This window comes from Marinobacter sp. UBA2498, assembly GCF_002341575.1.
Lineage (GTDB): Bacteria > Pseudomonadota > Gammaproteobacteria > Pseudomonadales > Oleiphilaceae > Marinobacter > Marinobacter manganoxydans.
This window is the reverse complement of record NZ_DDOI01000086.1, coordinates 29,369-53,384: the sequence shown is the minus strand read 5'-3', so window position 1 is coordinate 53,384 and position 24,016 is coordinate 29,369. Positions and strand designations below refer to the sequence as shown.

The 24,016-nt window shown below is 58.5% G+C and carries 19 protein-coding genes and 1 tRNA gene; 4 read left to right on the top strand and 16 right to left on the bottom strand.

The window, feature by feature from the left end:
* Window positions 1-106 precede the first annotated feature (106 nt).
* On the bottom strand, window positions 107-844 hold the full coding sequence (gene rlmB, locus B2W52_RS12020; protein ID WP_062785619.1) for a 23S rRNA (guanosine(2251)-2'-O)-methyltransferase RlmB: 738 nt from the start codon (window positions 842-844) through the stop codon (window positions 107-109).
* Between the two features lie 15 nt (window positions 845-859).
* Window positions 860-3,436 carry a ribonuclease R gene (gene rnr / locus B2W52_RS12015; protein WP_286803233.1) on the bottom strand — a complete coding sequence of 859 codons (2,577 nt, stop codon included), beginning with the start codon at window positions 3,434-3,436 and terminating at the stop codon, window positions 860-862.
* 251 nt (window positions 3,437-3,687) lie between these two features.
* On the opposite strand from rnr, the gene B2W52_RS12010 reads away from it, so the two are divergent.
* Window positions 3,688-3,774 (top strand) — tRNA-Leu (locus B2W52_RS12010).
* A 128-nt stretch (window positions 3,775-3,902) separates the two neighbouring features.
* Here B2W52_RS12010 and B2W52_RS12005 read toward each other — a convergent pair.
* The 5 genes from B2W52_RS12005 to mpl all read right to left on the bottom strand — a co-directional run bounded on the left by B2W52_RS12005 (window position 3,903) and on the right by mpl (window position 11,077).
* The gene (locus B2W52_RS12005; RefSeq protein ID WP_286803232.1) at window positions 3,903-5,786 is read right to left on the bottom strand and encodes a hypothetical protein; all 1,884 of its coding nucleotides are present in this window, start codon (window positions 5,784-5,786) and stop codon (window positions 3,903-3,905) included.
* Window positions 5,787-5,901: 115 nt separating this feature from the next.
* Window positions 5,902-7,644, bottom strand: a complete 1,743-nt coding sequence (locus tag B2W52_RS12000) for a protein adenylyltransferase SelO (protein ID WP_286803230.1) — start codon at window positions 7,642-7,644, stop codon at window positions 5,902-5,904.
* 82 nt (window positions 7,645-7,726) lie between these two features.
* On the bottom strand, window positions 7,727-8,866 hold the full coding sequence (locus tag B2W52_RS11995; RefSeq protein WP_273018606.1) for an acyl-CoA dehydrogenase family protein: 1,140 nt from the start codon (window positions 8,864-8,866) through the stop codon (window positions 7,727-7,729).
* Between the two features lie 122 nt (window positions 8,867-8,988).
* Window positions 8,989-9,636, bottom strand: coding sequence for a flavin prenyltransferase UbiX (locus B2W52_RS11990; protein WP_273018607.1), 648 nt, complete (start codon window positions 9,634-9,636; stop codon window positions 8,989-8,991).
* 46 nt (window positions 9,637-9,682) lie between these two features.
* Complete coding sequence (gene mpl, locus B2W52_RS11985) at window positions 9,683-11,077, bottom strand: UDP-N-acetylmuramate:L-alanyl-gamma-D-glutamyl-meso-diaminopimelate ligase (RefSeq protein ID WP_273018608.1); 1,395 nt, start codon at window positions 11,075-11,077, stop codon at window positions 9,683-9,685.
* Between the two features lie 155 nt (window positions 11,078-11,232).
* On the opposite strand from mpl, the gene B2W52_RS11980 reads away from it, so the two are divergent.
* Window positions 11,233-12,495, top strand: coding sequence for a 6-phosphofructokinase (locus B2W52_RS11980; RefSeq protein ID WP_008176405.1), 1,263 nt, complete (start codon window positions 11,233-11,235; stop codon window positions 12,493-12,495).
* 88 nt (window positions 12,496-12,583) lie between these two features.
* Here the strand turns inward: B2W52_RS11980 and B2W52_RS11975 are convergent, their stop codons facing one another.
* Both B2W52_RS11975 and B2W52_RS11970 read right to left on the bottom strand, forming a co-directional pair.
* The gene (locus B2W52_RS11975) at window positions 12,584-12,838 is read right to left on the bottom strand and encodes a GrxA family glutaredoxin (protein ID WP_008176407.1); all 255 of its coding nucleotides are present in this window, start codon (window positions 12,836-12,838) and stop codon (window positions 12,584-12,586) included.
* A 120-nt stretch (window positions 12,839-12,958) separates the two neighbouring features.
* Window positions 12,959-15,085, bottom strand: a complete 2,127-nt coding sequence (locus B2W52_RS11970; protein ID WP_286803227.1) for a methyl-accepting chemotaxis protein — start codon at window positions 15,083-15,085, stop codon at window positions 12,959-12,961.
* 60 nt (window positions 15,086-15,145) lie between these two features.
* Between B2W52_RS11970 and B2W52_RS11965 the strand changes: the two genes are divergently transcribed.
* Window positions 15,146-15,589 carry a YqaA family protein gene (locus B2W52_RS11965; RefSeq protein WP_273070758.1) on the top strand — a complete coding sequence of 148 codons (444 nt, stop codon included), beginning with the start codon at window positions 15,146-15,148 and terminating at the stop codon, window positions 15,587-15,589.
* Here the strand turns inward: B2W52_RS11965 and B2W52_RS11960 are convergent.
* Complete coding sequence (locus tag B2W52_RS11960) at window positions 15,529-16,974, bottom strand: ABC1 kinase family protein (RefSeq protein WP_286803225.1); 1,446 nt, start codon at window positions 16,972-16,974, stop codon at window positions 15,529-15,531. The genes B2W52_RS11965 and B2W52_RS11960 overlap by 61 nt on opposite strands.
* A 252-nt stretch (window positions 16,975-17,226) precedes the next feature.
* Between B2W52_RS11960 and B2W52_RS11955 the strand changes: the two genes are divergently transcribed.
* A complete protein-coding gene (locus tag B2W52_RS11955; RefSeq protein ID WP_286803223.1) occupies window positions 17,227-18,318 on the top strand; it encodes a GGDEF domain-containing protein in 1,092 nt (363 codons plus the stop codon).
* Between the two features lies 1 nt (window position 18,319).
* On the opposite strand, the gene lipB is transcribed toward B2W52_RS11955, so the two are convergent.
* The 6 genes from lipB to mrdA all read right to left on the bottom strand — a co-directional run.
* Entirely contained in the window at window positions 18,320-18,958 is a 639-nt protein-coding gene (gene lipB, locus B2W52_RS11950) for a lipoyl(octanoyl) transferase LipB (RefSeq protein WP_286803222.1), read from the bottom strand.
* A gap of 5 nt (window positions 18,959-18,963) precedes the next feature.
* On the bottom strand, window positions 18,964-19,233 hold the full coding sequence (locus B2W52_RS11945) for an HP0495 family protein (RefSeq protein WP_008176421.1): 270 nt from the start codon (window positions 19,231-19,233) through the stop codon (window positions 18,964-18,966).
* A gap of 30 nt (window positions 19,234-19,263) precedes the next feature.
* Window positions 19,264-20,430, bottom strand: a complete 1,167-nt coding sequence (locus B2W52_RS11940) for a D-alanyl-D-alanine carboxypeptidase family protein (protein ID WP_041644971.1) — start codon at window positions 20,428-20,430, stop codon at window positions 19,264-19,266.
* A gap of 56 nt (window positions 20,431-20,486) precedes the next feature.
* Window positions 20,487-21,380, bottom strand: a complete 894-nt coding sequence (locus B2W52_RS11935) for a septal ring lytic transglycosylase RlpA family protein (protein ID WP_062785635.1) — start codon at window positions 21,378-21,380, stop codon at window positions 20,487-20,489.
* 123 nt (window positions 21,381-21,503) lie between these two features.
* A complete protein-coding gene (rodA, locus tag B2W52_RS11930) occupies window positions 21,504-22,646 on the bottom strand; it encodes a rod shape-determining protein RodA (RefSeq protein WP_008176427.1) in 1,143 nt (380 codons plus the stop codon).
* A partial coding sequence (gene mrdA, locus B2W52_RS11925; protein ID WP_286803220.1) for a penicillin-binding protein 2 occupies window positions 22,646-24,016 on the bottom strand: 1,371 nt, incomplete at its 5' end. The genes mrdA and rodA, both read right to left, overlap by 1 nt.

Genomic DNA, 24,016 nt, shown 5'->3' with positions numbered 1-24,016 from the left:
CTTGATCAAAAGCTTGGCCCGGTATTGCCTGCAATCAGGCAATACAAAACCACCCCTTAAAAAAGGGGTCACGTATTCTAGGCGGGGAAGGCCCTGTGTGCAAGGGTTAACCAAGCCGCTGGCGCAGTGCTTCATATAGGCAAACACCCGTAGCCACAGAGACGTTGAGGCTGTCTACGTGGCCGAGCATGGGGATATTGATCAGCTGATCGCAGTGCTCGCGGGTGAGCCGGCGCATACCCTTGCCTTCGGCGCCCATCACCAGCGCTACCGGCCCTTTGAAATCGGCTTGGTAAAGGGTGGCGTCCGCCTCACCGGCGGTGCCAATCAGCCAGACACCCTGATCCTGCAAACTGCGCAGAAAGCGGGCAAGGTTGGTGACTCGCACAAAGGGCACCGTTTCGGCAGCCCCACAGGCGACCTTTCGGGCAACCGGCGTCAGTGACGCAGACTTGTCCTTGGGCACGATAACCGCCTGAACACCAACCGCATCTGCGGTGCGCATGCAGGCACCAAGATTGTGAGGATCGGTTACGCCATCAAGTACTAGGAGGAACGGCGGTTTGTCACTGGCGGCCAACTGGGCCAGCAGATCATCTTCGGTCCATTCCCGGCTTTCACTGACAGCCGCCACAACACCCTGATGGACACCGGACACCCGCTCATCAAGCTCCTTCCGGTGCACGACCTTCCATTTCACCCCAAGGCCGTCCAGGGTATCGGTAATGCTCTTGACCCGCTTATCCTGCCGGCCGGTCTGAATCCAGACCTGCTGAAGACGCTCAGGCTCGCGCTTGAGGACAGCCTCAACCGCGTGCCAGCCAAACACAAACTCTCCGGACACTGGTTCTGATTCCTGTTACTTGCCTGATTTTCGCGGCTTGGCTTTCTTGTCGTCTTTGCCAGCGCCACTGCCCTTCTTGCCTTTTTTCAGGGCAAGTTTCGCAGCCTTTGCAACCAGCTCATCTCTGGCAGATGGCGTTTCATTATCATCGAAGGCCTCAGGCCCCTTTTTCTTCGATGACGCCGACGCCGGGCGTTTCCTCGGGCGCTTCAGGCCAGGCTCGCCGGGTGACGCACTCTTCTGGCCAGGTTTGGTTCTGCCGGGCGGCTTGCCTCCTTTGCCGGGGCCGCGCTTGCCCTTTCCTCGCTCGCCTTTATCTGGAACCTTGAGCGCGTCACGATCTGCCTGTCGATGCACGGGCTCGCTGATCAGCTCCAGGTCGATCTTGCGATCTTCCATCCCAACCCGAACGACCTTCACACGAACCTCATCACCAAGCCGGAAGCTCATTGCCGTGCGCTCACCGATGAGGCGATGCTTGGCTGAATCGTGATGGAAGAAGTCACCGCTGAGCGTCGACACGTGCACCAGCCCCTCTATGTAGACGCCAGAAAGCTCCACAAAGAAACCGAAGGGCACCACGGACGCAATAACACCGTCGTACTCCTCACCGACATGATCACTGAGGTACTCACACTTCAGCCAGGCCATGACGTCACGGGTGGCATCATCGGCACGGCGCTCTGCCATCGAGGTGTGCTCACCCAACTGCTCCATCCGGGCCATATCGTAAGGATATTCGGCAAGCTCGGGATCCGGCTTCGGTGGCGGAACCACATCCTTGGAAGGCTGCCCGCCGTGAATAACCGACTTGATGGCCCGGTGATTAATGAGGTCCGGATAACGCCGGATCGGCGACGTAAAGTGGGCGTAACCCGCGTAGCCAAGGCCAAAATGGCCACCCTCTTCCGGACTGTAGACGGCCTGGCTGAGCGAACGCAGCATAACCGTCTGTATCACATTGGCATCCGAGCGGTCCTTGATACTGTTCAACAGCTCCTGATAGTCCGCAGACGTGGGGCTATCGCCACCCCCCAATTGCAGGCCCAGCTCACCCAAGAACAGCCGCACTGCATTAAGTCGCTCTTCTGACGGGCCATCATGGACCCGGTAGAGTGCCGGAAGTTTGTGTTTTTTCAGGAATCGAGCTGTGGCAACGTTCGCACACAGCATGCATTCCTCGATGATCTTGTGGGCGTCGTTGCGCTGCACCGGAACGATCTCTTCTATCTTCCGGTCGGCGTCAAACACAATCTTGGTTTCGGTGGTTTCGAAATCAATTGCACCACGCTCGGTACGGGCCTTGCGCAACAACTGGTAGAGGCCATAAAGATTGTGCAACTGCGGGAGCACGTTGGCGTATTGCTCACACAGCTTGTAGCCCTGTTCGGTGTCCGGGTGCTCCAGCATGGTGCTTACCTTGTTATAGGTAAGCCGCGCATGACTGAACATGACCGCTTGATAGAAGCTGTAACTGCTGATATTGCCCGCGGCGCTGACGGTCATATCGGCCACCATGCAGAGGCGGTCGACCCCCGGGTTCAGCGAACACAGGCCATTGGACAGTTTTTCCGGCAGCATTGGCACAACGTGATCCGGGAAATAAACCGACGTACTGCGGTTTACCGCCTCTTCGTCCAGTGGTGTACCAGGCCGGACGTAGTGGGAAACATCGGCAATCGCAACCAACAGACGATAGCCACCACGAGCCCTTGGCTCGCAATACACGGCATCATCAAAATCCCGTGCCGTCTCGTCGTCGATCGTTACCAGCCTGAGATTGCGGATATCCTTCCGGTTGACCTTGTCTTTTTCAGTGACTTCTTCCGGAATTGCGGCTGTTTGCTCACCCACGGCGGGTGGCCAGCTATGGGGAATGTCGTAGGAACGAATGGCAACGTCAATCTCCATTCCTGGCGCCATATGCTCTCCCAGTACCTCAACAACCTTGCCCAATGGCTGGGTGCGCACGGTAGGCTGACGAACAATATCCACCACCACGTACTGGCCATGACGGGCGTTGCCGCAATTTTCCTGGGGAATGAGCACCTCATGGTTGATCCGCGCATTTTCCGGAACCACGAAGCTGATACCGCTCTCCTGGAAAAAACGCCCTACTGTCTGGCTGGTCCGGTATTCAAGAACCTCGACAATCACACCCTCACGTCGACCGCGGTCATCCACCCGATCTACCCGGGCAGCCACCCGGTCACCGTGAAACACCTGACGCATCTGGCGGGCTGTAAGGAACAGGTCGGAACCGCCATCGTCCGGCACCAGAAACCCGAAGCCATCCTTGTGTCCGATCACGCGACCGGTAACCAGATCCGCTTCTTCAATGGGCAGGTAGGCGCCACGGCGATTGCAGATCAGTTGTCCATCTCGGCACATGGCGATCAAACGCCGCCGAAGGGCTTCAATACCCTCCTCCGAAGACTGACCAAGCTCGGAACACAATGTTTCATGTGTTGCGGGAGCCCCGCGATCCTTGAGATGCGAGAGGATAAATTCCCGGCTTTGAATAGGATTATCGTATTTTTGGGCCTCACGGCTGGCGTGAGGATCCCGGTCGTTTTTCTTCCTGGAAACCATTCGGATCCTTGTCCTGAGGCTGCACCAACGCGGCACAGTATAGATTCGTTTGCAACGAGTATAACGTTGGGATGGAGGTCCTGCCTATCAACCTGCCCGGAATAGGCATAAATACCTGCCATTCTTTTTGCGAAAAAATGTTTGACAGCCCAGGCCGGAATTATTAGAGTACGCGCCATCGGTTGAGGCACACACCTCAACGTTGGCAGAAACGTTTAGTTTTCAACAAGCTAAGGTTCTGCAAATCACCTGCCGAGGTGGTGAAATTGGTAGACACGCTAGCTTCAGGTGCTAGTGGGGGCAACCCCGTGGAGGTTCAAGTCCTCTCCTCGGCACCATTTCCTCCCTCAGGAAGTGGCAAATTGGCCAACCGGCCACATGTTAATTCCCTTTGAAGCACAGCCAACTCCTGTAACTCCCTTGCACGCGCTCCCTGCAGCCAGAAAAGAATCCGGCTCAATAGTCCCTATTCCAGCAGTTCAACCAGATACTCAGACAAACGCTGGTAGCTATACTCCACCCGCGCATACGCGGAGCTGGGAATGCCCTCGAACTCGCGGCCACAGTCACCGCCCGCACTGTATCGTGTCAGGTAGGCATCACGAATAAGATTCGGTTGTTCAGCAACGAAGCCCGGCCCGCCTGCTGTCGGGTAATTCATCACCCACTCGAAACTGCCATCCCCGGTTACCCTGTCTAGCCCAAGACGATCGGGATCAAGGAATCCGTATCGCAGCAGTCGAAGATCCGGTTGCTCCGGGCCGGAAAACTCCCTGCGGTCGAATTCCAGGACGGTATCGGTAAAACCCCCGGACTGAGGGTCGTAGCCCGAAAACTGGTAAGGCTGAACGCCAGTGACAACCTGATTCGCGTCCACGGCATCCTCTTGCGGGGTACAGTTACTGATGCCGACCGCAAACGTCACGGCCTCCACCTCACTGCCCTGCTCTGAAAGCCGATAACCCGGAAATACAGAAGACGAATTCGCCATGTCCGGAACCAGCGTGCGGGTCTTGCCGGTGCCATACTCTGCAACCAGCTCGGCCAGCTCACCACTGTCCTTTGTCCAGCTGTAGGTTACCTCGGGGTTACCGCCGAGCTCAGTCGAGCCTGCTGAAATCCCGCGATACTGATGGCAGGTGGTACTGGTTTCGAAATAGGCACGGCGGTTGTCCCAGTCGAAAATCAGACGTTCATCCGTTCCGTCTTCATCGAAATTCAAGCGGCTCTGCTCCGACAGTGCGGCAGAGGGTAGCCACTGGGTGTGCAGCTTCGCCATATAACCATTTACACCAATCAGGCGCGCCAACTCCGGCATGGACGGTGACAGACAGCCATTCGCCGAGACGGATAGCAGACGCCCGCTCTCACTGTAATCGAAGGCCAGCTCGGCGGAGATCTGCAGGCCTGAACGATTGGCAGGCAGGGTGTCCTGGTTGGAAGGCTCGGCGTATACCTTCTGGCCGGTGAGCAGCACGGGATCGCTCAATTCCACATCCACTTCGGGCAGGGTCAAGGTTTCGGCATCGACATTGGCAAAGTCACCCTGAGCAGCAGTATCGACCACCGCAATAACGTCCGCGGCATTCTGAATCAGAGAGACGCCCAGCAGAAACGCCGCTTCCCTGCTCAGGAATCGCTCCGTGCCGTCACTGTTCTCTGCTGCCAGCAGATCGTTGTAGGCCTCGGGGATCTGACTGGCCATGAATCTTGCCAATGCCCTGGCGTAGGCGTGTGAGCGGTCATCCTGGGCGAGAATGTAATCCCGCACCAGATTCAGGTCCGCCAGGCTGGCAGGAACGCCAGATGGCGTTTCCAGAAACGAACCCAGCCCGACAACGCCCCGGTAACGGGCCAGTGTTGTCAGTGGCGTGATATTGCGGACACCGGGAGGCGCCGACATCAGATAGGCGTTGGCCACCGGCACCTCGCCGTTGTGTGTTTCCTCAAGGGTTTTACCCGGCAGGGCGACTGCATGTAACGGATAGTCCCTGGGATCCAGGTCCGGGCCCACGGAAGGGGGTAGAACCAACTCCGAGATGTCGATTGTGAAACGGCCACCGGTTCCGCTCATTGCCGTGGGCTCACCCGAGGCAAGGGTGACTTCTGCCCCGTTATCCAGTTCGATGACCAGGGGCCCCGGCGTAAACTGGCTGTCGCCATCCATATCCAGCCAGACCCGGGCGTTGTTCAGGTATCCGTCGATAACCTTGCCGGTATAGGGCGCCGGCTCACTGTACTCCACACCATCAAAATCCCGCCCGTCCACGGGCAGTTCATCGGATTCCTCGCCGCAACCTGCCAGAGCGAGGGAAAGAACAGACACAGAGAAACCTATCAGGCGTTTCATCGCGGCAACCGTTTATCCTTGTTAGAGGTTGTGCCGCTACTTTAGGGGATGTGGTGATCGGAGACCTTGATAGGTTTGGCAATTTGTAAAGTTTGGTAACCAGACGGGACACTCGTCACGACGAACAGCTGTAATGGGAAAACCCGCCGAGATCGAACAGCTCGAAAGGCTTTAGACGGTTGTAGCGATGCTCAACCCCATCCGATTGCTCGTCATAGGGTTGATTCAATACTTTTTGCAGTTCCCTCAGTGGCAGATAATCACCGTCAGCAGCTTGCTGATAAGCCGGAACCACGAACCACTCGCGCATGGTGTATTTCGGGTTCACGAGTTTCATGTCCCGGGAGCGCTCCTCGCGGAGCCGGGAACCGTTGCCAGCTCCGTCGATTCCAATCTGGCATTTCCACTTGGCAAGCCATTCGGACCACCGCTTGAGCAGCCCTTCCGAATCAGCTCCTCCCGCTTCATCCAGTGACCTGTAAAAGCTCTGCTTTAGTGGCTCAATATCGTCGGGTACCGAGGACAGCTCACGAAAGAAAATGGTGTAATCCACCGGGGTGCGGGTCATCAGCATCATCAGCTCCCGGAAGAGTTCGGCGTCAAAACCTTTCAGCCCCAGTTTCGCTGACCACATCCGTTCCATTTCCGCCTGCATCACCTCCGAAAAACCCTTCTGAATCTCATCGAGCTGAGCCAGTTCCTCTTCATGGCCATTGAGCAGTGGACGGAGGGCCGAGCAGAAACTCTTGAAGTTCTGCTCAGCGGCCGCCGGTTGATTAAGGAAGGCAAAGTGTTGTCCGCCACCGGTCCACGGTTGATAAAACGGCTCAAACACTTCGCAGAAGCCGAAAGGCCCGTAGTCCAGTGTGAAGCCGCCAGCGGCGCAGTTGTCGCTGTTGAAATTGCCCTGGCAATAGCCGACTCGGATCCAGTTTGCGACCAGCGAGGCAAGGCGGCCGCGGAACGCCTGTGCAAGCATGACGACTTTTGTGGGAGTTGCGACCGTCTGGTCAATGACCCCGCTGAACTCCCGATCAATCAGGTGCAGCACCAGCTGTTCGAGCTCTTCGATCGCTCGAGGGTGCTCCTGTTTTCTGGCCCTGCGACCAAAGAGTTCAAGCTGGCCAACCCGGATGAAGGAAGGCGCAACGCGGGTGGAAATGGCAACCGGCTCCGAAACGAGCTGGTCGGGATCCCGGGAATGTGAGCCCTCGGAGTACCAGGGACGTCGCACCCGCTCCGTTTTCGAGACATAGAGGCTCAGTGATCGCGAGGTTGGCACACCCAGGGCGTGCATGTGCTCTTGCGCCAGGAATTCACGAACGCTGGAACGCAGAACGGCGCGGCCATCGCCACCGCGACAATACGGGGTCTGCCCGCCACCCTTGAGCTGCATTTCCCAGCGCCGACCGTTGAAAACGGCTTCGAGTACCGAAATGGCACGACCGTCTCCGTAGCCGTTGCCGGTCTGAAACGGGCACTGTTGGGTGTATTCGTTGCCGTAGATGGAAAGCGCGTAGCCAGAGGCCCAGCCCAGTTTTCGCATCGGCTCCGGTACAAGCGAGAGGTCGCCGGAGAACATCCGGATAAAGTCGTCGGACTGGGCCAGGCTGTCGGCAAAGCCCAGTTCGCGGAACAAATCCTCACTGTGGGCAACGTATTCAGGGGTTTCGATGGCCGTGGGCCTGACCGGCACATAATGCCCCGAAAAGACCTGCCTTGGCCGATGGTCAACACCATCAGACGTGGCGTCAGGATCAGGGGTAAGATGATCCATCAGCGAATAATCGGCCATCGGTGCAAGTTCTTCGAGGTTGGTCACCTCGAAAACGGTTTCTCGCGACAACGGCTGTTTCATCTGTGCCTCTCCTGATCAAAGGAAACGGGCAGTGCCAGCACTGCCCTCACTTGCCCTTATGACCAGCCCCCGTGACGAGGGTTCAGAATGAACGGGCAACGATTTCCTTCATGATCTCGTTGGTGCCGGCGTAGATGCGCTGCACCCTTGAATCCGCCCAGGCGCGGGCAATCGGGTACTCCCACATATAGCCGTAGCCACCGTGAAGCTGGACACACTCGTCCATCACCTTGCATTGCAGGTCGGTGGTGAGCTGTTTGAGCATCGCCGCCGTCGGAGTGTCGAGCTTCTTCTCCAGGTGCAGTTCCAGGCAACGATCCGTGAACACCCTGGCAGCGGTGATTTCCGCTTTCATTTCCGCCATCTTGAACCGGGTGTTCTGGAACGCGATCACCGGCTTGCCAAAGGCATTGCGCTCTTTCACGTAATCCAGGGTCCATTGCCAGGCCGCCTCGGCTGCCGCAACGGCACTGAGAGCCACCTGCAGACGCTCTGCCGCGAGCTCCTGCATCAACTGAAAAAAACCCTGGCCTTCGCCCGGGCCGATCAGGTTCTTCGCAGGCACTTTCACATCCTGGAAAAAGAGTTCGGAGGTGTCCTGGGCCTTCATGCCCACCTTGTTGAGGTTCTGGCCTTTTTCGAAACCTTCCCACCCGGCTTCCACCATGAACAGGCTGATGCCCTTGGCACCTTCCCTGGGATCGGTTTTGGCGACAACAATGACCACGTCGGCCAGTTGGCCATTGGTGATGAAGGTTTTGGAGCCATTGAGAACGTAGTGATCGCCGTTTTTGACTGCTGTGGTTTTAACGCCCTGCAGATCCGAGCCGGCGCCTGGCTCGGTCATGGCAATGGCTCCAATCATCTCACCGCTGGCCAGTTTGGGCAGGTAATGGTTTTTCAGCTCATCGGAGCCATAGTTGAGCACGTAGGGCGCAACGATGTCCGAGTGCAGGCCCCAGCCAATACCGGTCAGGCCGGCTCTCGCCACCTCCTCAATCAACACCGCACTGTAGCGGAAGTCCGCGCCCACGCCGCCGAATTCTTCCGGCAGGCACGGGCAGAGAAAGCCCAGCTCGCCGGCCTTCTGCCAGAGCTCACGGCTGACCTGGCCGTCCTTCTCCCACTGGTCATGGTAAGGCACGGCTTCCTGCTCAAGAAACTTGCGGACAGAATCGCGGAAGCCTTCAAGATCGGCGTCGAAGAGAGTGCGTGGAATCATGGTGAACCTCGGTGAATAACCTGTGTTGTGATTGTCGTTCACCAAGTCTCGGCCCGGAGGTCCGTTTGCTCAATGATGAAAAGCATCAATCGGGCTGGCCAAAACCATCGCCCTAAGCCGCCTCAGCCCTTGGGCTTGTTCCCGGCGCGGGCTTCGCCCCAGCGGGGCATCAGGTCCTGGGGAAGGTTCAGATGGTCAAGGATGCGGGCGACAATAAAGTCCACCAGATCCCCGACGGATTGCGGCTTGTGATAGAACCCGGGGCTGGCCGGCATGATCACTGCCCCCATGCGGGTCAGCTTCAGCATGTTCTCCAGGTGCACCTCCGAGAAAGGCGCCTCCCGGGGCACGAGGATGAGGGGGCGCCGCTCTTTCAGGGCAACATCACCGGCCCGCTCTATCAGGTTGTTGCTGGCCCCGGTCGCCAGGGCCGAGAGCGTGCCGGTGCTGCAGGGGCAAATCACCAAAGGGGCCCTTTCACCAGAGCCGGAGGCCGGCGGTGCAAACCAGTCTTCCCGGCCAAACACCAGGACCTGGCCGGGCTCGGCACTGGCGTAGGCAGACAGTGTATCCTGCATGGCGGGCGGCGTTCCCGGCAGCTTCAGGTCGGTTTCCGTGGCAATGACCACCTGGGCAGCACGGCTGATCATCACGTTCACCCGGCAACCGGCCGACACCAGGCACCGCAACAGCCGCAATCCGTACTGGGCGCCCGAAGCACCCGTGAACGCCAGATTAACGGTAGATACCCGGGCTTGGTCATTGGTCATGGATAGCGCCACCAGTCAGTAAAACAGAGTCGCCGGCATTGCCGGATCAGCCACGAATACGCTCAAGTTCGGCAATGAGTTTACCGTGAATGCCGCCAAACCCTCCGTTGCTCATGATCACAATGTGGCAGGGGCTGGGCAGATCTTCCAGTACCCGGGCGATCAGATTCTCCACAGAGACCTCAATCCGGTGCAAATCAGACCCGGCATTGTCTTGCTGCCAACTGGAAATCAGGGCCAGCAGCCAGTCCATGTCATTCAGGTTGGCCCACAAAACCCGGTCGGCCGCCTCGGCGCTGGGCAGCAGTGTCTGCTGATGGACACCCTGCTTCATGGTATTTGAGCGCGGTTCAATCAAAGCCAGAATCGGTTCCTCACCAACCCGGTTGCGCAGGCCCTCAAGGGTGGTGGCAATGGCCGTGGGATGGTGGGCAAAGTCGTCGTATACGCGCACCCCGTCTATGTCCGCCAGCAACTCCATCCGCCGTTTGACGCCGGAGAACCGGCACAGGGCGGCCACCGCATGGTCTGGGGTGACGCCCACGTGACGTGCGGCAGCAATGGCAGAAAGAGCATTGCGGACGTTATGAAGACCGGTCTGATCCCACTTCAGCGTTGCCACCGGCTGTTCGTGGTGAATCACCAGAAACCGGCTGCCATCCTCCGATAGCAGCTCGGCCCGCCAGTCCGACATGCGCGGGGTCTCGCTGCCAATCGCGGTGTCCTGAACCGGGCTCCAACAGCCCAGTGCCAGGGCATTGTCCAGGTGGCCATCCACCGCGGGACGGATAATCAGGCCCTGGGAAGGGACGGTCCGGACCAGATGATGGAACTGCCGCTCGATGGCCTCGACGTTTTCAAAGATATCGGCGTGATCAAATTCCAGATTATTCAGGATCAGGGTATGGGGGCGGTAATGGACGAACTTGGAGCGCTTGTCGAAAAAGGCGCTGTCGTACTCGTCTGCTTCGATTACAAAAAAGTCGCTGTTGCCCAGACGCGCCGACACGGGAAAGTCCCGGGGAACACCGCCAACCAGGTATCCCGGTTCAAACCCGGCCTGATCCAGGATCCATAGCAGCATGGACGTGGTTGTGGTCTTGCCGTGGGTACCGGCTACCGCCATGACCCAACGGTGCCTGAGCACCTCGCGGCTCAGCCACTCGGGCCCGGACATGTAGTCGATATTGCGGTTGAGCACCGCTTCGACTTCCGGATTGCCGCGGGACATGGCGTTACCGATGAGCACCAGATCGGGTTTCGGCTCCAGGTGATCCGGGCTAAACCCTTCCATCAGACTGATACCCTGAGCCTCCAGCTGGGTGCTCATGGGTGGATAAACACCCTGATCGGAGCCTGTCACCGTATGGCCGAGTTCCCGGGCCAGAACGGCCAGGCTGCCCATGAAAGTGCCACAGATTCCCAGGATATGAATGTGCATTCGGCAACTGCCCTCTGAGTTGAAACCCGACAAGCCTCCCGTATCCGCCCCACCCCGTCAAGAGCCACGCTATCCGCAATCCTGCTCATGAAAATTGCCGTCGATTGGCGTATCATCTGCGCCATTGTCGAACCAGCAGGAGGCTCCAGCCCGAGATGGCCATCAAGAATGCATTCTACGCTCAGTCCGGCGGTGTCACCGCCGTCATCAATGCCAGTGCCTGTGGCGTCATCCAGACCGCCCGCAAGCATCCGGACAAAATCGGCAAGGTGTTTGCCGGACGCAACGGCATTATCGGGGCGCTGAAGGAAGAACTGATTGATACCAGCCTCGAAAGCGACGATGCCATCCAGGCACTGATTCACACCCCGGGCGGCGCCTTCGGCTCCTGCCGTCACAAGCTCAAGAACATTTCCGAGAACCGGCGCGAGTACGAACGCCTGATCGAGGTGTTCCGGGCCCACGACATTGGCTACTTCTTCTACAACGGCGGTGGGGATTCACAGGACACCGCCTACAAGGTTTCCCAGATCGCCGACAAGATGGGCTACCCAATTACCTGCATCGGCGTGCCCAAGACCGTGGACAACGATCTGCCGTTCACCGACTGCTGCCCGGGCTTCGGTTCGGTTGCCAAATACATTGCCACGTCCACCCTGGAAGCCAGCCTGGACATCAAGTCCATGTGCGAAACTTCCACCAAGGTGTTCATCCTGGAAGTCATGGGTCGCCACGCCGGCTGGATTGCCGCATCCGGCGGCCTGGCCGGACAGGGCGAGGGCGAACCGCCCCACGTCATCCTGTTCCCGGAAATCCCGTTTAATCGCGACGCGTTCCTTGAGCGCGTGGATCATTGCGTGAAAGAGTATGGCTACTGTGTAGTCGTGGCCTCCGAAGGTGCCCAGTACGAAGATGGTCGCTTCCTGGCGGACGCCGGAGCCAAGGACGCGTTTGGCCACACCCAGCTGGGCGGTGTTGCTCCGGCCCTGGCCAATATGGTCAAGCAGGCCCTGGGCCATAAATACCACTGGGCCGTTGCCGACTACCTCCAGCGCAGTGCCCGCCACATTGCCTCCGCCACCGACGTGGAGCAGGCCTATGCGGTTGGCAAGGCCGCCGTGGAAATGGCACTCGACGGCAAGCAGGCTCTGATGCCCACGATCGTCCGCGAACAGGGCAAACCTTACGTCTGGAAGATCGGTGAGGCCCCGCTGAGCGAAGTGGCAAACCAGGAGAAAAAGATGCCGATCCACTTCATCACCGACGATGGCTTTGGTATCACCCAGGACTGCCGGGACTACCTGGAACCTCTGATTGCCGGTGAGAGTTTCCCGCCATTCGATAACGGCCTGCCGCGTGTTGCCAAACTCCAGAACACGCTGACCGAGAAGAAACTGAAGACCGAGTTCCAGCTGTAACCGAACGAACAGCGTACCGGAAAGCAAAAAAGCCTGACAGAGTAGCTCTGTCAGGCTTTTTCATTGTTCAGGCACTACACGCAGATGGTTAGCGGGCCAGCTCCGATTGCTGGTCGCGCATGTAGGCGTAGAACTGATCAAACCCACCCACGTACTGGTTGCCCACCAGAATCTGCGGCACGGTATAAACCGGCCGGCCAATCTTGTCCGCGATATCCTGCTTGCTCATGCCCTTCTCGATCATATCGACCCAGACGTAGGGAATGTTCCTGGCCTCACACAGACGCTTTGCCTGCACGCAGAAACCACAACTCGAGCGGCCATAGATCGTGACCTGCTCCATAAACACCTCCCTAAAGTCTCTGGCTGTATGTTTCGGGACTGCAATGCTATGGCTGAATGATGGCACGGCGCACGCTAATTTAAAATTGATGCTTTGAATCGCCACCATAGTAGCCGCCCATCATGTCCTCAGGCGACCGAGCTCCCGCTCCAGAACCTGCACTTCATTGTCCAGGGCCTGACCACTGCCTTTGACGCGACCAGCAAGTTCCCGGAGATCGTTGGCGGCGTCACCGATATGAGTGAGGTTGCGATTGATTTCCTCGCTCACCGAGCTTTGCTCTTCCGCTGCGGTCGCCACCTGGGTCACGTGTTCGACAATGGTTCCGATCCGCTCGACAACCGTGGCCAGGGAATGGGCCGCCTCCTGGGTGCCATCCACCGCCGAGGTGGCGCGATCAACACCGCTCTGGATCACCGAAACCGCCCCGTTCACATCCTGCTTCAGACCGTCGATCATGGTGCTGATTTCATCGGTAGATTCCCGCGTCCGGGAGGCAAGGGTTCGGACCTCATCGGCGACAACGGCAAAGCCGCGCCCCTGCTCACCGGCCCTTGCCGCCTCGATGGCGGCGTTAAGCGCCAGCAGGTTGGTCTGTTCTGCGACGCCACGGATGACATCCAGGATCCGGTTGATGTCCTCACTGCGATTGGCCACCTGGCCGATCGCAGTGCTGGCCTCGCCCATGTCATTGGCCACCGCGCTCACGCCGTTGACTGCGGACGACAAGGTGTCCTGGGTAAAGCGGATGCCGTCCTGGGCCATCCGCGCGTTGTCCGCCGCCTCACCGGCAAATCCCGCGACCTCACCGGCAGCGACAGACATTTCATTCATGGCGGTCACCACGCTGTCGATGTCCTGATGTTGCCTGCCGGTCTGCTCATCGGTCTCAACCGCAATACTTCCGACATCCCTGGCCTGTTCGCGGACCTTGGCGTTTACATCCTTCAGGTCGTTGATCATCTCTCTCAGCCTCGCCAGGAAGGCGTTGAATCCGCCAGCCAGCTCGATCAGCTCGGCGTGGGTGTCGATTTCCAGCTCACGGGTAAGGTCCCCTTCGGCACTGGCCAGGTTCTTCATGCGATCCCGGATCTCATCCAGCGGGCGGGTCACCGAGCGGACCAGGAGAACGAGGGCGACAACAGCAAGAACCACGACACCGATGCCTACCAGGGTCTGGCGGGTCGCGGTCGCGGCCACTTCGTCTGACAGCAGGCCCGTGATTTCGGAAACGCTGGCAAGCGCGGCATCTCTTGGCAGTTCAATCAACAACGACCACTCGGCATCGGGCAGACTGATTTTGACGGGATAGGCCACGGCCAGGGTCTGGCCGTCATCGAAGGTCCCCCCACCCTGATGCAGTCCCGAGAAGGTATCGCCATGCTCCGGCAACGCCTCCCGGAGGGGCCGACCAAGATGAGCCTCATAATGACTGGATGCCGCGATAAGACCCTGCTCGCTGATCAGCGTGACCCTGGACTTGCCGTCAAACAGTTCCTTGCTGACACCAGAAATGGTTCTTTGCAGTGTCGAGAGATTGATATCGACGCCCACCACGCCGGCGAATGCTCCGTCGTCCAGAATCGGAACCACCAGGCTGGTCATCAGCTCGGAATAGCCCTCACTGATTTCGTAATCATAGGGCTCCATGATGCAGGGTGCCCTGGTGTCCCGCGAGCACAGATACCACTCGGCTTCCCGAATCCCGAATTCGTTCAGGCTATCCAGATACTTCGTAGCCGGGTCCTCGGTGCGGCTGAAGTGAACCTTGCCCTCCGGATCCCGGTAGTAATAGATTTCCAGGGTGCCCTCGTCGCTGCTGTGCTCCTCAACACCACCGGTGAAATAGCGATCCTGCCCGTCATAGCCATCCGGCTCGAACTGTGCGTATATCGAGCTCAGACTTTTCTGCTCCTCAAGCACGGCGCCAACAGTCTCCTGCAGGGCCGTCCTGCTGATTCGACCGGAACTGTCGGACTGAATATTGCGGGTAATAACATTGCGGACGACTTCCGGGGTCCGAAAGGCAGTTGCAAACTGACCACTGACCAGCTCGCCGAACTTGCCAGCGGTTGCGCTGAGCTGATCCATTACAATGCCCTGCACCGTATCCCGGGTCTCGACACTCAACCTCTTCTCCATGGCTCCGAGAGACAGCTGGGCAGTCACCACGATACTGATGCCCATTATCAGAAGCAGGGACACAACGAGGGCGTAGAGCTTGAAGCGGAGCGATAACCGTTTCATGGTGAAGGCGGACCTGCGGGGAGTTGGGGGTTCATTCTATTTTAGAGCACGGAGGGGCCGGTGGCCTACCTGACGCTATTTCTGACCGCGTTCGCCGCTGCCACGCTGCTGCCCGCTTACTCGGAAGTTCTGCTGGGCACGCTGATAACACAGGGTTACTCCTGGTGGTGGCTGTGGTTCTGGGCAACACTGGGTAACACGCTGGGCTCGGTCGTTAATGGAGTTATCGGCCGGCAGGTAGATCGCTTTAAGCATAAACGCTGGTTTCCGATCACCGAGATGCAATTGCACAAGGCGAGGAACCGCTTTAACCGTTATGGCCAATGGTCTCTGCTGATGGGCTGGCTGCCTCTGGGCGGCGACGCGCTGACCCTGGTTGGCGGGATCATGCGCGTGCCGTGGCTCAATTTTGTGATACTGGTAGGAATTGGCAAGGGGGCCCGCTACGCCTTTGTGCTCTGGCTCGTCGCGGAGGCGTCCGGTGCATCGTCACCTTCACCGTAGAGGTATTTCCGAAGCAGCGGCTCGCCGTTAAATTCGGAATTCAGAACCGCAATGAATGTGTAGACCCCGATCAGTTTACGGTTAAGGAACACGAACTCCTTCGGGGGCACCCGGAAATAGCGACTGATCGCCGACCGGGCCGCCTGACGCGCCACCCGGGACGGCAGTTCACTCTGCTTCCAACGATACTGGCCATGGCTGTTTACTGCATAGTCTGGCCAGGAATCCTTGTCGCTGGAGAGCGGTTCAAGCACCGACATGCAGACCTGGCCAAACTTCTCCAGTACCTCCTCCGGCCACTCGGTGCTCATGAAACGCAGCTTCACGCCACCATCGATTACCGCATCGAGATCGTTCTCGTAGGATGCCTTGATCATCTGGATGACCGGTTTGAGAAACTCGTCCGAGTAGGACTGCACGGCGCCGAAATCGAGGAGGACGATACGGTCGTACCCCGGGTCATCCCCTTCCTCCCCGGCAATCCGGATGCGGTAGTTGCCGAAGTTAGGATCGGTCTGTATTTCGCCCCAGATGAACAATTCCCGGAAAAACAGCTCCAGGGCGGCCTTGCCAAGGGCACTGCGACGATCCAGCGGGAGGTCCCTGACCGACTGGGAACTGACCGAATGCCCGTGCTCGTATGTTGAACAGATAACGTGCTCGGTTGAAAACTCCGGCAGGACCCTGGGCACAATGAACCTCGGATCCGATGCCAGCATGTTGCGGAATTTCTCGGTGGTCTTCGCCTCAAGGCGATAGTCCACCTCCCGATGCATCATCTGCCGGACTTCCTCCAGCCAGTCATTGAACTCGGGGCCAAAACTGACCAGCCTGGCCACTCGCAGCAACTGGGCGACAGCATTCAGGTCGCTGTCTACCGCGTCGGCAACGCCCGGGTATTGCACCTTCAGCACCAGCTCCAGGCCGTCACTGCGGCGCCAGGCCCGGTGGACCTGCCCCAGCGATGCAGCGCCAATAGGCTCGGGCTCTACATCCAGTTGCGCCAGACGCTCCGCGCCCAGCTCGTCTTTCAGCACACGCTCGATAGCCGGCCATTCCAGAGAAGTGGTCTGATCTTCCAGGGTGTGGAGCGCTTCGGTGACTTCCTCGGGCAAAAAATGCTCGCCGTACAGAGCCATAACCTGGCCAATCTTGACCACGCTGCCCTTTAACTTGCCCAGTTCATCCACCAGGAACCGGGCCTGGCTCGAAAGCATGGCGCGGTGACGTTTTTCCCGATTTTCCCGAGTGCTGAACCAGTTGGTTGCCATATGTGAGGCCATACGGGTACCGGCAAACAACCCGGCACGGGTCAGACTCAGCCTGCGCTCGAAACTGCCTGTCTTGATGCGGGAAACCGAATTTCCTGAACGTCTGGAAGACATAGTGACCTGTTCGGATCAGAGAATTTCACCACGTTTGGCGGCTTACACCATTATACGGATAGTCAGGGGAGCTGACCTAACCGAGTCGACCGGCCTGCCGCGGCCACGGGGCCAATGCGCCAGCCCCGTTGCCGGTTTACATCTGCACAACCGGATCGTTTACGTTTCGACACAGTTTCCGCCGGGAAACCGGTCTAGTATTTCTAGATACGTAAGGTCCAACAACGACTATCACAACAACAAGATCTGAAAATGCCGCAATCCGCAAGAAAAACGCCGGATACGGAGCTGTCGCAGTTCCGGGTCAAGGGCGAGATTCCTGTCCCGATCCTGATCAACTGGCTGACCGCTGTTGCCGTGCCCCTGCTCTGTTTCTTTGCCTGGCGCTCCAGCCTGCAGAACGACCCGATCACGCCGCCACTACTGGTTGGCTTCGCCGTTCTTCTTGCCGTCAACTCTGTGAGCTACCTGCTCTTCGGTAACAAGACCCTGCAGCGTCGCGGCTTCATAACCCTGATTACGGTGCTGTTCACCTACCTGGCTATCAACGCGGTAGAGGACGGTTCCGCCATTATCTGGTTGTTTGCCTACCCGCCCATCATTTTCTACATCAGCGAATCCCGGGTTGGGGTGCTCGCCTGCTGTGGCGGGTTCGCCGCCGTCATCTTCCTGTTCAGCCCACTGGGGGATTTCCTGTTCGATCCGCCGCACAGCACCAGTTTCAGAATCACCATGATAGCGGTGCTGGGTTTTGAAATGGTCACCTGTTACATCCTTGACCAGAGCCGTCGACGCAGCAAGCTGGGGTTGCTGAAGCTGGCCGCGGAATTCGAGTATGCCGCCAAGCACGATGCCCTGACCGGCCTGGCCAATCGCCGCGAAGCGCTTGAGCAACTGGACATCGAGTATCAGCGCTATCTTCGCAATGCCCGGCCCTTTTCGGTGCTGCTGATGGACATTGACCTGTTCAAGAGCGTTAACGACAACTACGGGCACCATGTGGGTGACGAATTGATCATTCTGGTGGCCAGGACCCTTCGGGAACAATGCCGCAAAGTTGATACGCTGGCCCGATGGGGCGGTGAGGAGTACCTGGTTCTACTGCCCGAAACCAATACCGGGGAGGCGCTGGCATCCGCAAACCGGATTCGTGAGGCTTTTGCCGCCAGATCCGTGAGCACGGAGCAGGGCCCGATTCAGGCAACCATCAGTGTAGGGGTGGCGTCGATCCGTGGCTCGGAATCCATTGATCGCCTGCTGCAGCGGTCAGACGAAGCCCTGTATCGGGCGAAATCCGAGGGACGTAACCGCGCATGCGGTTACGAGAATGAAGCCGCGGCCTGAGCTACCAGCCCTCGCGGAAATCGACATCGTGGTGAGCCAGGCCACTGACCAGCTGCTGCGACAACCGCTGCTGCACGTCAGCCAGTGTCACACCGGGAACAAAGTCGCGAACCTGACACATGGCCATTCCGGCATAGCCGCAGGGGTTTATGCGCTGAAAAGGCTCCATGTCCATATCCACATTCAGCGCCAGGCCATGAAAGGAACAACCCCGGCGAACCCTCAGTCCGAGCGAGGCAATCTTGGCGTCGCCCACGTAAACGCCCGGGGCGTCCGGTCTCGGAGCGGCCTCAACGCCCATTCCTGCAAGCGTACGGACGATGGCCTGTTCGATCTCGTCCACCAGAGACCGTACACCAAGTTTTTTGCGAGTCAGATTGATCATCAGGTAAATCACGAGCTGGCCGGGACCGTGGTAGGTCACCTGCCCGCCCCGATCCACCGGGATCACCGGGATGTCGCCCGGGGCAAGAATATGTTCGGCCTTCCCCGCCTGGCCCTGGGTATAAACCCGCGGATGCTGCAAACACCAGAGTTCATCCGCCACACTGTCATCGCGGTCAGCGGTGAAGGCTTTCATGGCCTCCCAGGTTTCCAGATAGGGCTGCTCACCAAGGGATCGGACAATCAGGTCAGGCATCGGGCTCAGAGCACCATGTGTACGCGGCCACTGGCCTTGAGATCCTCGAACAGGGCCTTTAGTTGCGCTTCACCCGTGGCCACAATCTTCAGTTGAACCGAGGAAAAACGGCCTTTGCTGCTGTCGTTAACGGTGATGTCGGTCTCGCTGATTCCGGGGGCATGCTGCTCCACAACCTCGACCACGAACTCGGTGAAATCCGGAGCCGCATTGCCAATCACCTTGATCACATAGTCGCAAGGAAACTCAATTTTTGGTGCTTTCGGCTCACTCATGCCGTTTTACTCCCCGGGATCAACATTACCTTACTGAAATAACTGAACGAAAAAGAGCTTGATGGCGTCCCAGATGCGTTTGAAAAAGCCACCTTCGGGAACCTCGGTCAGGGCCAACACCGGCTGATCAACCAGTACCTCGCCGTTATAGGAGACCTTGACCCGTCCCAGCTCGTCCCCAACTTTAATGGGTGCCTTGATCACAGAATCAAGGTCGACCGTCGATTCCAGATCGTTTCGTGAACCCCGTGGAATGGTCACGTAGACATCCTCGGTCATGCCAACGGAGAGCTGATCAGCCTGACCGCCCCAGACACGGGCTTCGATGAGCTCCTGGCCCGACCGGAACAGGCGTTCGCTCTCATAGTAGCGGAAGCCGTAGTTCAGCATTTTCTGGATTTCCTGGGCCCGTGCTTCTGAACTGTTAGTGCCCATAACCACGGCAATAAAACGGGTGTCGTTGCGTTTGGCAGAGGCAACAAGGCAATAACCCGCCTCCTCGGTATGGCCTGTTTTCAGGCCGTCGACACTGTCATCGCGCCAGAGCAGACTGTTCCGGTTCGGCTGGCGAATGTTGTTGTAGGTGAAATGTTTTTCAGCGTAGAGCGGATAGTTCTCCGGGTAATCGTTGATGATCGCGCGGGCCAGCATCGCCAGGTCATACGCTGTTGAGAAATGCTCCGGCGAGGGCAGGCCGGTCGCGTTCACAAAATTGGTGTCTTTCATTCCCAGCAGCTGGGCCTGCTGGTTCATGATGTCAACGAAGGCTCCTTCACTGCCTGCAACGAATTCCGCCAGGGCAACAGAGGCGTCGTTGCCCGACTGAATGATGACCCCCCTGAGCAGATCTTCGACCGAAACCTGGGTGCCTTCCCGAACGAAGGTGCGCGAACCTTCGGTCTTCCAGGCATTGACGCTGATGGGAACCATGTCGGACATGGCAATGCGGCCCTCATCAAGCTCACGCTCGACAATATAGGCCGTCATCATTTTGGTCAGACTGGCCGGAGGCAAACGCTCGTGGCTATTCTCCTCCATGATGATCCGTCCGCTCTTGGGATCCATCAACACGTAGGAGCTGCCGGCAATCTGCGGCGGCGACGGAATCAGCACCGACTGGGACATTGCCTTGCCTGTCAGGGCAAGCATCAGCACAAGGACAACGGAGAGAGTTCGAAAAGCAGAGTTTAAGGCCATGGGTCCATTCATTCGTCGTTAAGTGTATTTTTTTAAATATGTCGTGTTCGGCTTATTCAGTGCGTATCGGTCAGTAGGATGGACTGATCGAAACCACGGGCTTCCAGCAGGCTTTGGGTACGCCTGGCGCTGTCTTCGTCATTGAAGGGGCCCACCTGGACCCGATGGAAGCGCCCCGCGGAGGTATCCACTGCCCGAACGCGCATCGGGTTCTCCAGCACCGCCCTCACCTGGCTGAGCAGTTTTTCAGCCGGATCCCGGCTGCTGAAGGACCCCAGCTGCACAAACAATGACCGGTTGGTCATGGCCATGTCGCCGCTTGCCTCCACCCGGCTTTCAGCGTATCCGGCCGGATCTCCCGGGGAATAAGGCTCGCCGGCAATGAACATGGCGCCATCCGGCCTGACGGTGATGGCAGCCACCTCCACACGGGCCGTGCCCCTGGCCTGGTACCCCAGCTTCTTGGCAGCGGCGTATGACAGGTCGATGATCCTGTCGCTGTGAAAGGGACCGCGGTCGTTGACACGGACAATCACCGAGCGACCGTTATCAAGGTTCGTTACACGTGCATAGCCGGGGATCCGCAGGGATTTGTGCGCGGCGGACATGGTGTACATGTTAAAGGTTTCGCCGTTGGAGGTCTTGTGGCCATGAAATTTCTCGCCGTACCAGCTCGCCGTACCCCGGGCGACATAACCGTCGTTGCTGTCGAGCACGTGGTACTGCTTGCCCCAGACCTGGTAGGGCGATTTATTGCCCGCCCTCCTGGGGGCCTCGTAAACCGGAACCGCATCGTCAAGACCGGACACATCGAAGTTACCCGAAGGGGCCCTGTCGGTTGCCAGGGTATAGCGGGACGAATGGTCCGTTTCCGGGGCCGACGCGCAGCCGCCGAGTATCAGCGACACAACCACCGACAGCAGGAGGGAGAATGAGGGCTTGCAGTTCACTGTCCGGAATTCCTCTTGACTACACTGGCCACCGGTATCAGGTTCCAGGTGGTCCAGCCTTCATTGTAACGGGTTCTCCGACGGAATCACCATTACCCTGTGGCCATGGTTTGATTGACCGAATCAGGCGCCAATCATTCGCCGATGGGTATGAATCGACATCAAAACACCAAAGGCTGCCATCAGGGTGACCCCCGATGTCCCACCGTAGCTGATCAGGGGCAATGGCACACCAACGATTGGCAAAAGTCCACTTACCATCCCGACATTTACGAAGATGTAGATGAAGAACGTCATGGTGAGCGCACCCGCGAGAAGGCGGCTGAATGAATCCTGGGCCGTCGCGGCAATATACAGACACCGCAGTATGATCAGGAAATACACCGTCATCAGGATCAGCATGCCCACGAACCCGAACTCTTCAGCCAGCACTGCAACGATGAAGTCGGTATGGCTCTCTGGCAGAAACTCCAGGTGCGACTGGGTTCCCTGAAGCCAGCCCTTGCCATCCACGCCACCGGAACCGATGGCGGTCTTGGACTGGATGATGTTCCAGCCGGCGCCAAGGGGGTCACTCTGAGGGTCCAGAAGCGTCAGCACACGCTGTTTCTGGTATTCCCTCATGACGAAGAACCACATCAGCGGGGCCGAAACGGACACCATGGCCACGAACGCCGTGATCAGTTTCCAGCTGATGCCCGCAAAAAACACCACGAAGATACCGGCCATGCCGACCAGCAGCGAGGTCCCCAGGTCCGGCTGCTGCATGATCATGACCATGGGCACCAGAACGATCGCCAGCCCGACGGTCACATGCCGGAATCTGGGCGGCAGGAAATGCCTGGACAGATACCAGGCCGCCATCATGGGAACCACCAGCTTCATCAATTCCGATGGCTGGAAACGCGGAAGTCCCGGAATAGCCAGCCATCGTTGCGCACCCTTGGCACCAACGCCCACCAGCAGAACCGCAATCAGGGCCACAATACCGGCGCCGTAGAGCCACGGCGCCCAACGGCGAAACACCGAGGGATCCAGCTGGGCAAATACCAGCATCACGACAAACGCCACGCCCAGCCGGATGCCCTGGGCCTTGACGACCTCAAGGTTCCGGTCGGCACCGCTGTAGAGTACGAACAGCCCGCCGGAAACCAGCAGGAGTAACAGCAGCAACAGGATTGGATCCAGATGCAGCGCTGTCCAGATGCTCCGGTGCCGGCCAAGAGGGTTGCTTGCGGTTGAATCCAGTAACGCCTTGAACGCCATCAGTCAGCCACCTCGCCGACACCACTGACCAATGCGCTATCCCCCTGGCCATAATCCAGCAACCAGGAGTCAAACAGCGCCCGCGCGACCGGTGCCGCGGTGCCACTGCCGCTGCCGCCGTTCTCGACAATAACGGCGACGGCAATTTTCGGGTTATCTACCGGCGCAAAACCCACGAAAAGCGCATGATCCCGAAGCCGCTCACGGATTTCTTCCTCATCGTATTCTTCATCCTCGGCCAGACTGAAGACCTGGGCAGTTCCTGTCTTGCCTGCCATCTTGTAGGGGGCACCACGGCCAGCACCCCGGGCAGTACCCTTCGCTCCGTGCATGACTTCAACCATGGTTTCCACCACATACTCCCAGTCGTCCGGGTTCTTCAACTTGAGCGGCTCGTGGGTTTCGGCGGGTAAGAACTCCTCGACCGGGCGATCCCCCTTGATATCTTTCAGTAACCTCGGCTCGACCCACTCGCCTCGATTGGCGATTAGGGCGGTCGCTGTCGCCAGTTGCAACGGTGTTGCCAACATGAAGCCCTGGCCGATACCCAGGTTCACGGAATCTCCCGGATACCAGGGTTCATTGCGCACTGCCCTTTTCCAGTCTCTGGAAGGAAGCAAGCCGCTCAGGGCCCCGGAGACATCAAGCGTCGCGTCTTCCCCGAAGCCAAAATGAGACAGGTAGCTGTGCATGGTATCCACGCCCATTTCGACCGCCGCCTCGTAGAAGTAGACGTCACAGGATTCGGCCACAGCGTCCTTGAGATCGACCCAGCCGTGCCCCGTCCGCTTCCAGTCGCGCCAGACCCGGCCACCCTGATTCAGCCGGAAATGCCCCGGATCCCAGATGGTGTAATCCCGGGTGGTCGCGCCACTGTCGAGGGCCGCGACCGCAAGCATGGGCTTGAGCGTTGAGCCTGGCGGGTACTGACCGCGCAAGGCACGGTTGAACAGGGGCTTGTCTTTGCTGTCGCTCAATTCCCGATAATCGTTGACGCTGATACCGGTGACGAATTTGTTGGCGTCAAACCCCGGCACGCTGGCCAGCGCGAGAATGCCGCCGGTATCCGGTTCTATGGCAATGATGGCGCCCCGACGACCATCAAGAAGCTCGTGGGCACGCTGTTGCAGCCTGAGATCCAGATGCAGTTGCAGATCCTCCCCGGGAACCGGGTTCTCACGTTCCAGAACCCTGAGAGTCCGGCCACGGGCATTGGTTTCGACATGCTGGTAGCCGACCTGGCCGTGGAGGATTTCCTCGTAGAACCGCTCAATGCCCGACTTGCCGATGTAGTTGGTGCCTGCGTAGTTGACCGGATCGATCCTCTGCAACTCATCCCGATTGATGCGCCCGACAAATCCCAGGGCATG

Coding starts and splice junctions, on each gene's coding strand:
- B2W52_RS12000 (WP_286803230.1), bottom strand. CDS start 7,644: ATGAAACAGCCGTTGTCGCGAGAAACCGTTTTCGAGGTGACCAACCTC.
- B2W52_RS11980 (WP_008176405.1), top strand. CDS start 11,233: ATGGCCATCAAGAATGCATTCTACGCTCAGTCCGGCGGTGTCACCGCC.
- B2W52_RS11970 (WP_286803227.1), bottom strand. CDS start 15,085: ATGAAACGGTTATCGCTCCGCTTCAAGCTCTACGCCCTCGTTGTGTCC.
- B2W52_RS12005 (WP_286803232.1), bottom strand. CDS start 5,786: ATGAAACGCCTGATAGGTTTCTCTGTGTCTGTTCTTTCCCTCGCTCTG.
- B2W52_RS11945 (WP_008176421.1), bottom strand. CDS start 19,233: ATGAGTGAGCCGAAAGCACCAAAAATTGAGTTTCCTTGCGACTATGTG.
- B2W52_RS11990 (WP_273018607.1), bottom strand. CDS start 9,636: ATGACCAATGACCAAGCCCGGGTATCTACCGTTAATCTGGCGTTCACG.
- mpl (WP_273018608.1), bottom strand. CDS start 11,077: ATGCACATTCATATCCTGGGAATCTGTGGCACTTTCATGGGCAGCCTG.
- B2W52_RS11975 (WP_008176407.1), bottom strand. CDS start 12,838: ATGGAGCAGGTCACGATCTATGGCCGCTCGAGTTGTGGTTTCTGCGTG.
- lipB (WP_286803222.1), bottom strand. CDS start 18,958: ATGCCTGACCTGATTGTCCGATCCCTTGGTGAGCAGCCCTATCTGGAA.
- rodA (WP_008176427.1), bottom strand. CDS start 22,646: ATGGCGTTCAAGGCGTTACTGGATTCAACCGCAAGCAACCCTCTTGGC.
- rnr (WP_286803233.1), bottom strand. CDS start 3,436: ATGGTTTCCAGGAAGAAAAACGACCGGGATCCTCACGCCAGCCGTGAG.
- B2W52_RS11940 (WP_041644971.1), bottom strand. CDS start 20,430: ATGGCCTTAAACTCTGCTTTTCGAACTCTCTCCGTTGTCCTTGTGCTG.
- B2W52_RS11995 (WP_273018606.1), bottom strand. CDS start 8,866: ATGATTCCACGCACTCTCTTCGACGCCGATCTTGAAGGCTTCCGCGAT.
- B2W52_RS11960 (WP_286803225.1), bottom strand. CDS start 16,974: ATGTCTTCCAGACGTTCAGGAAATTCGGTTTCCCGCATCAAGACAGGC.
- B2W52_RS11955 (WP_286803223.1), top strand. CDS start 17,227: ATGCCGCAATCCGCAAGAAAAACGCCGGATACGGAGCTGTCGCAGTTC.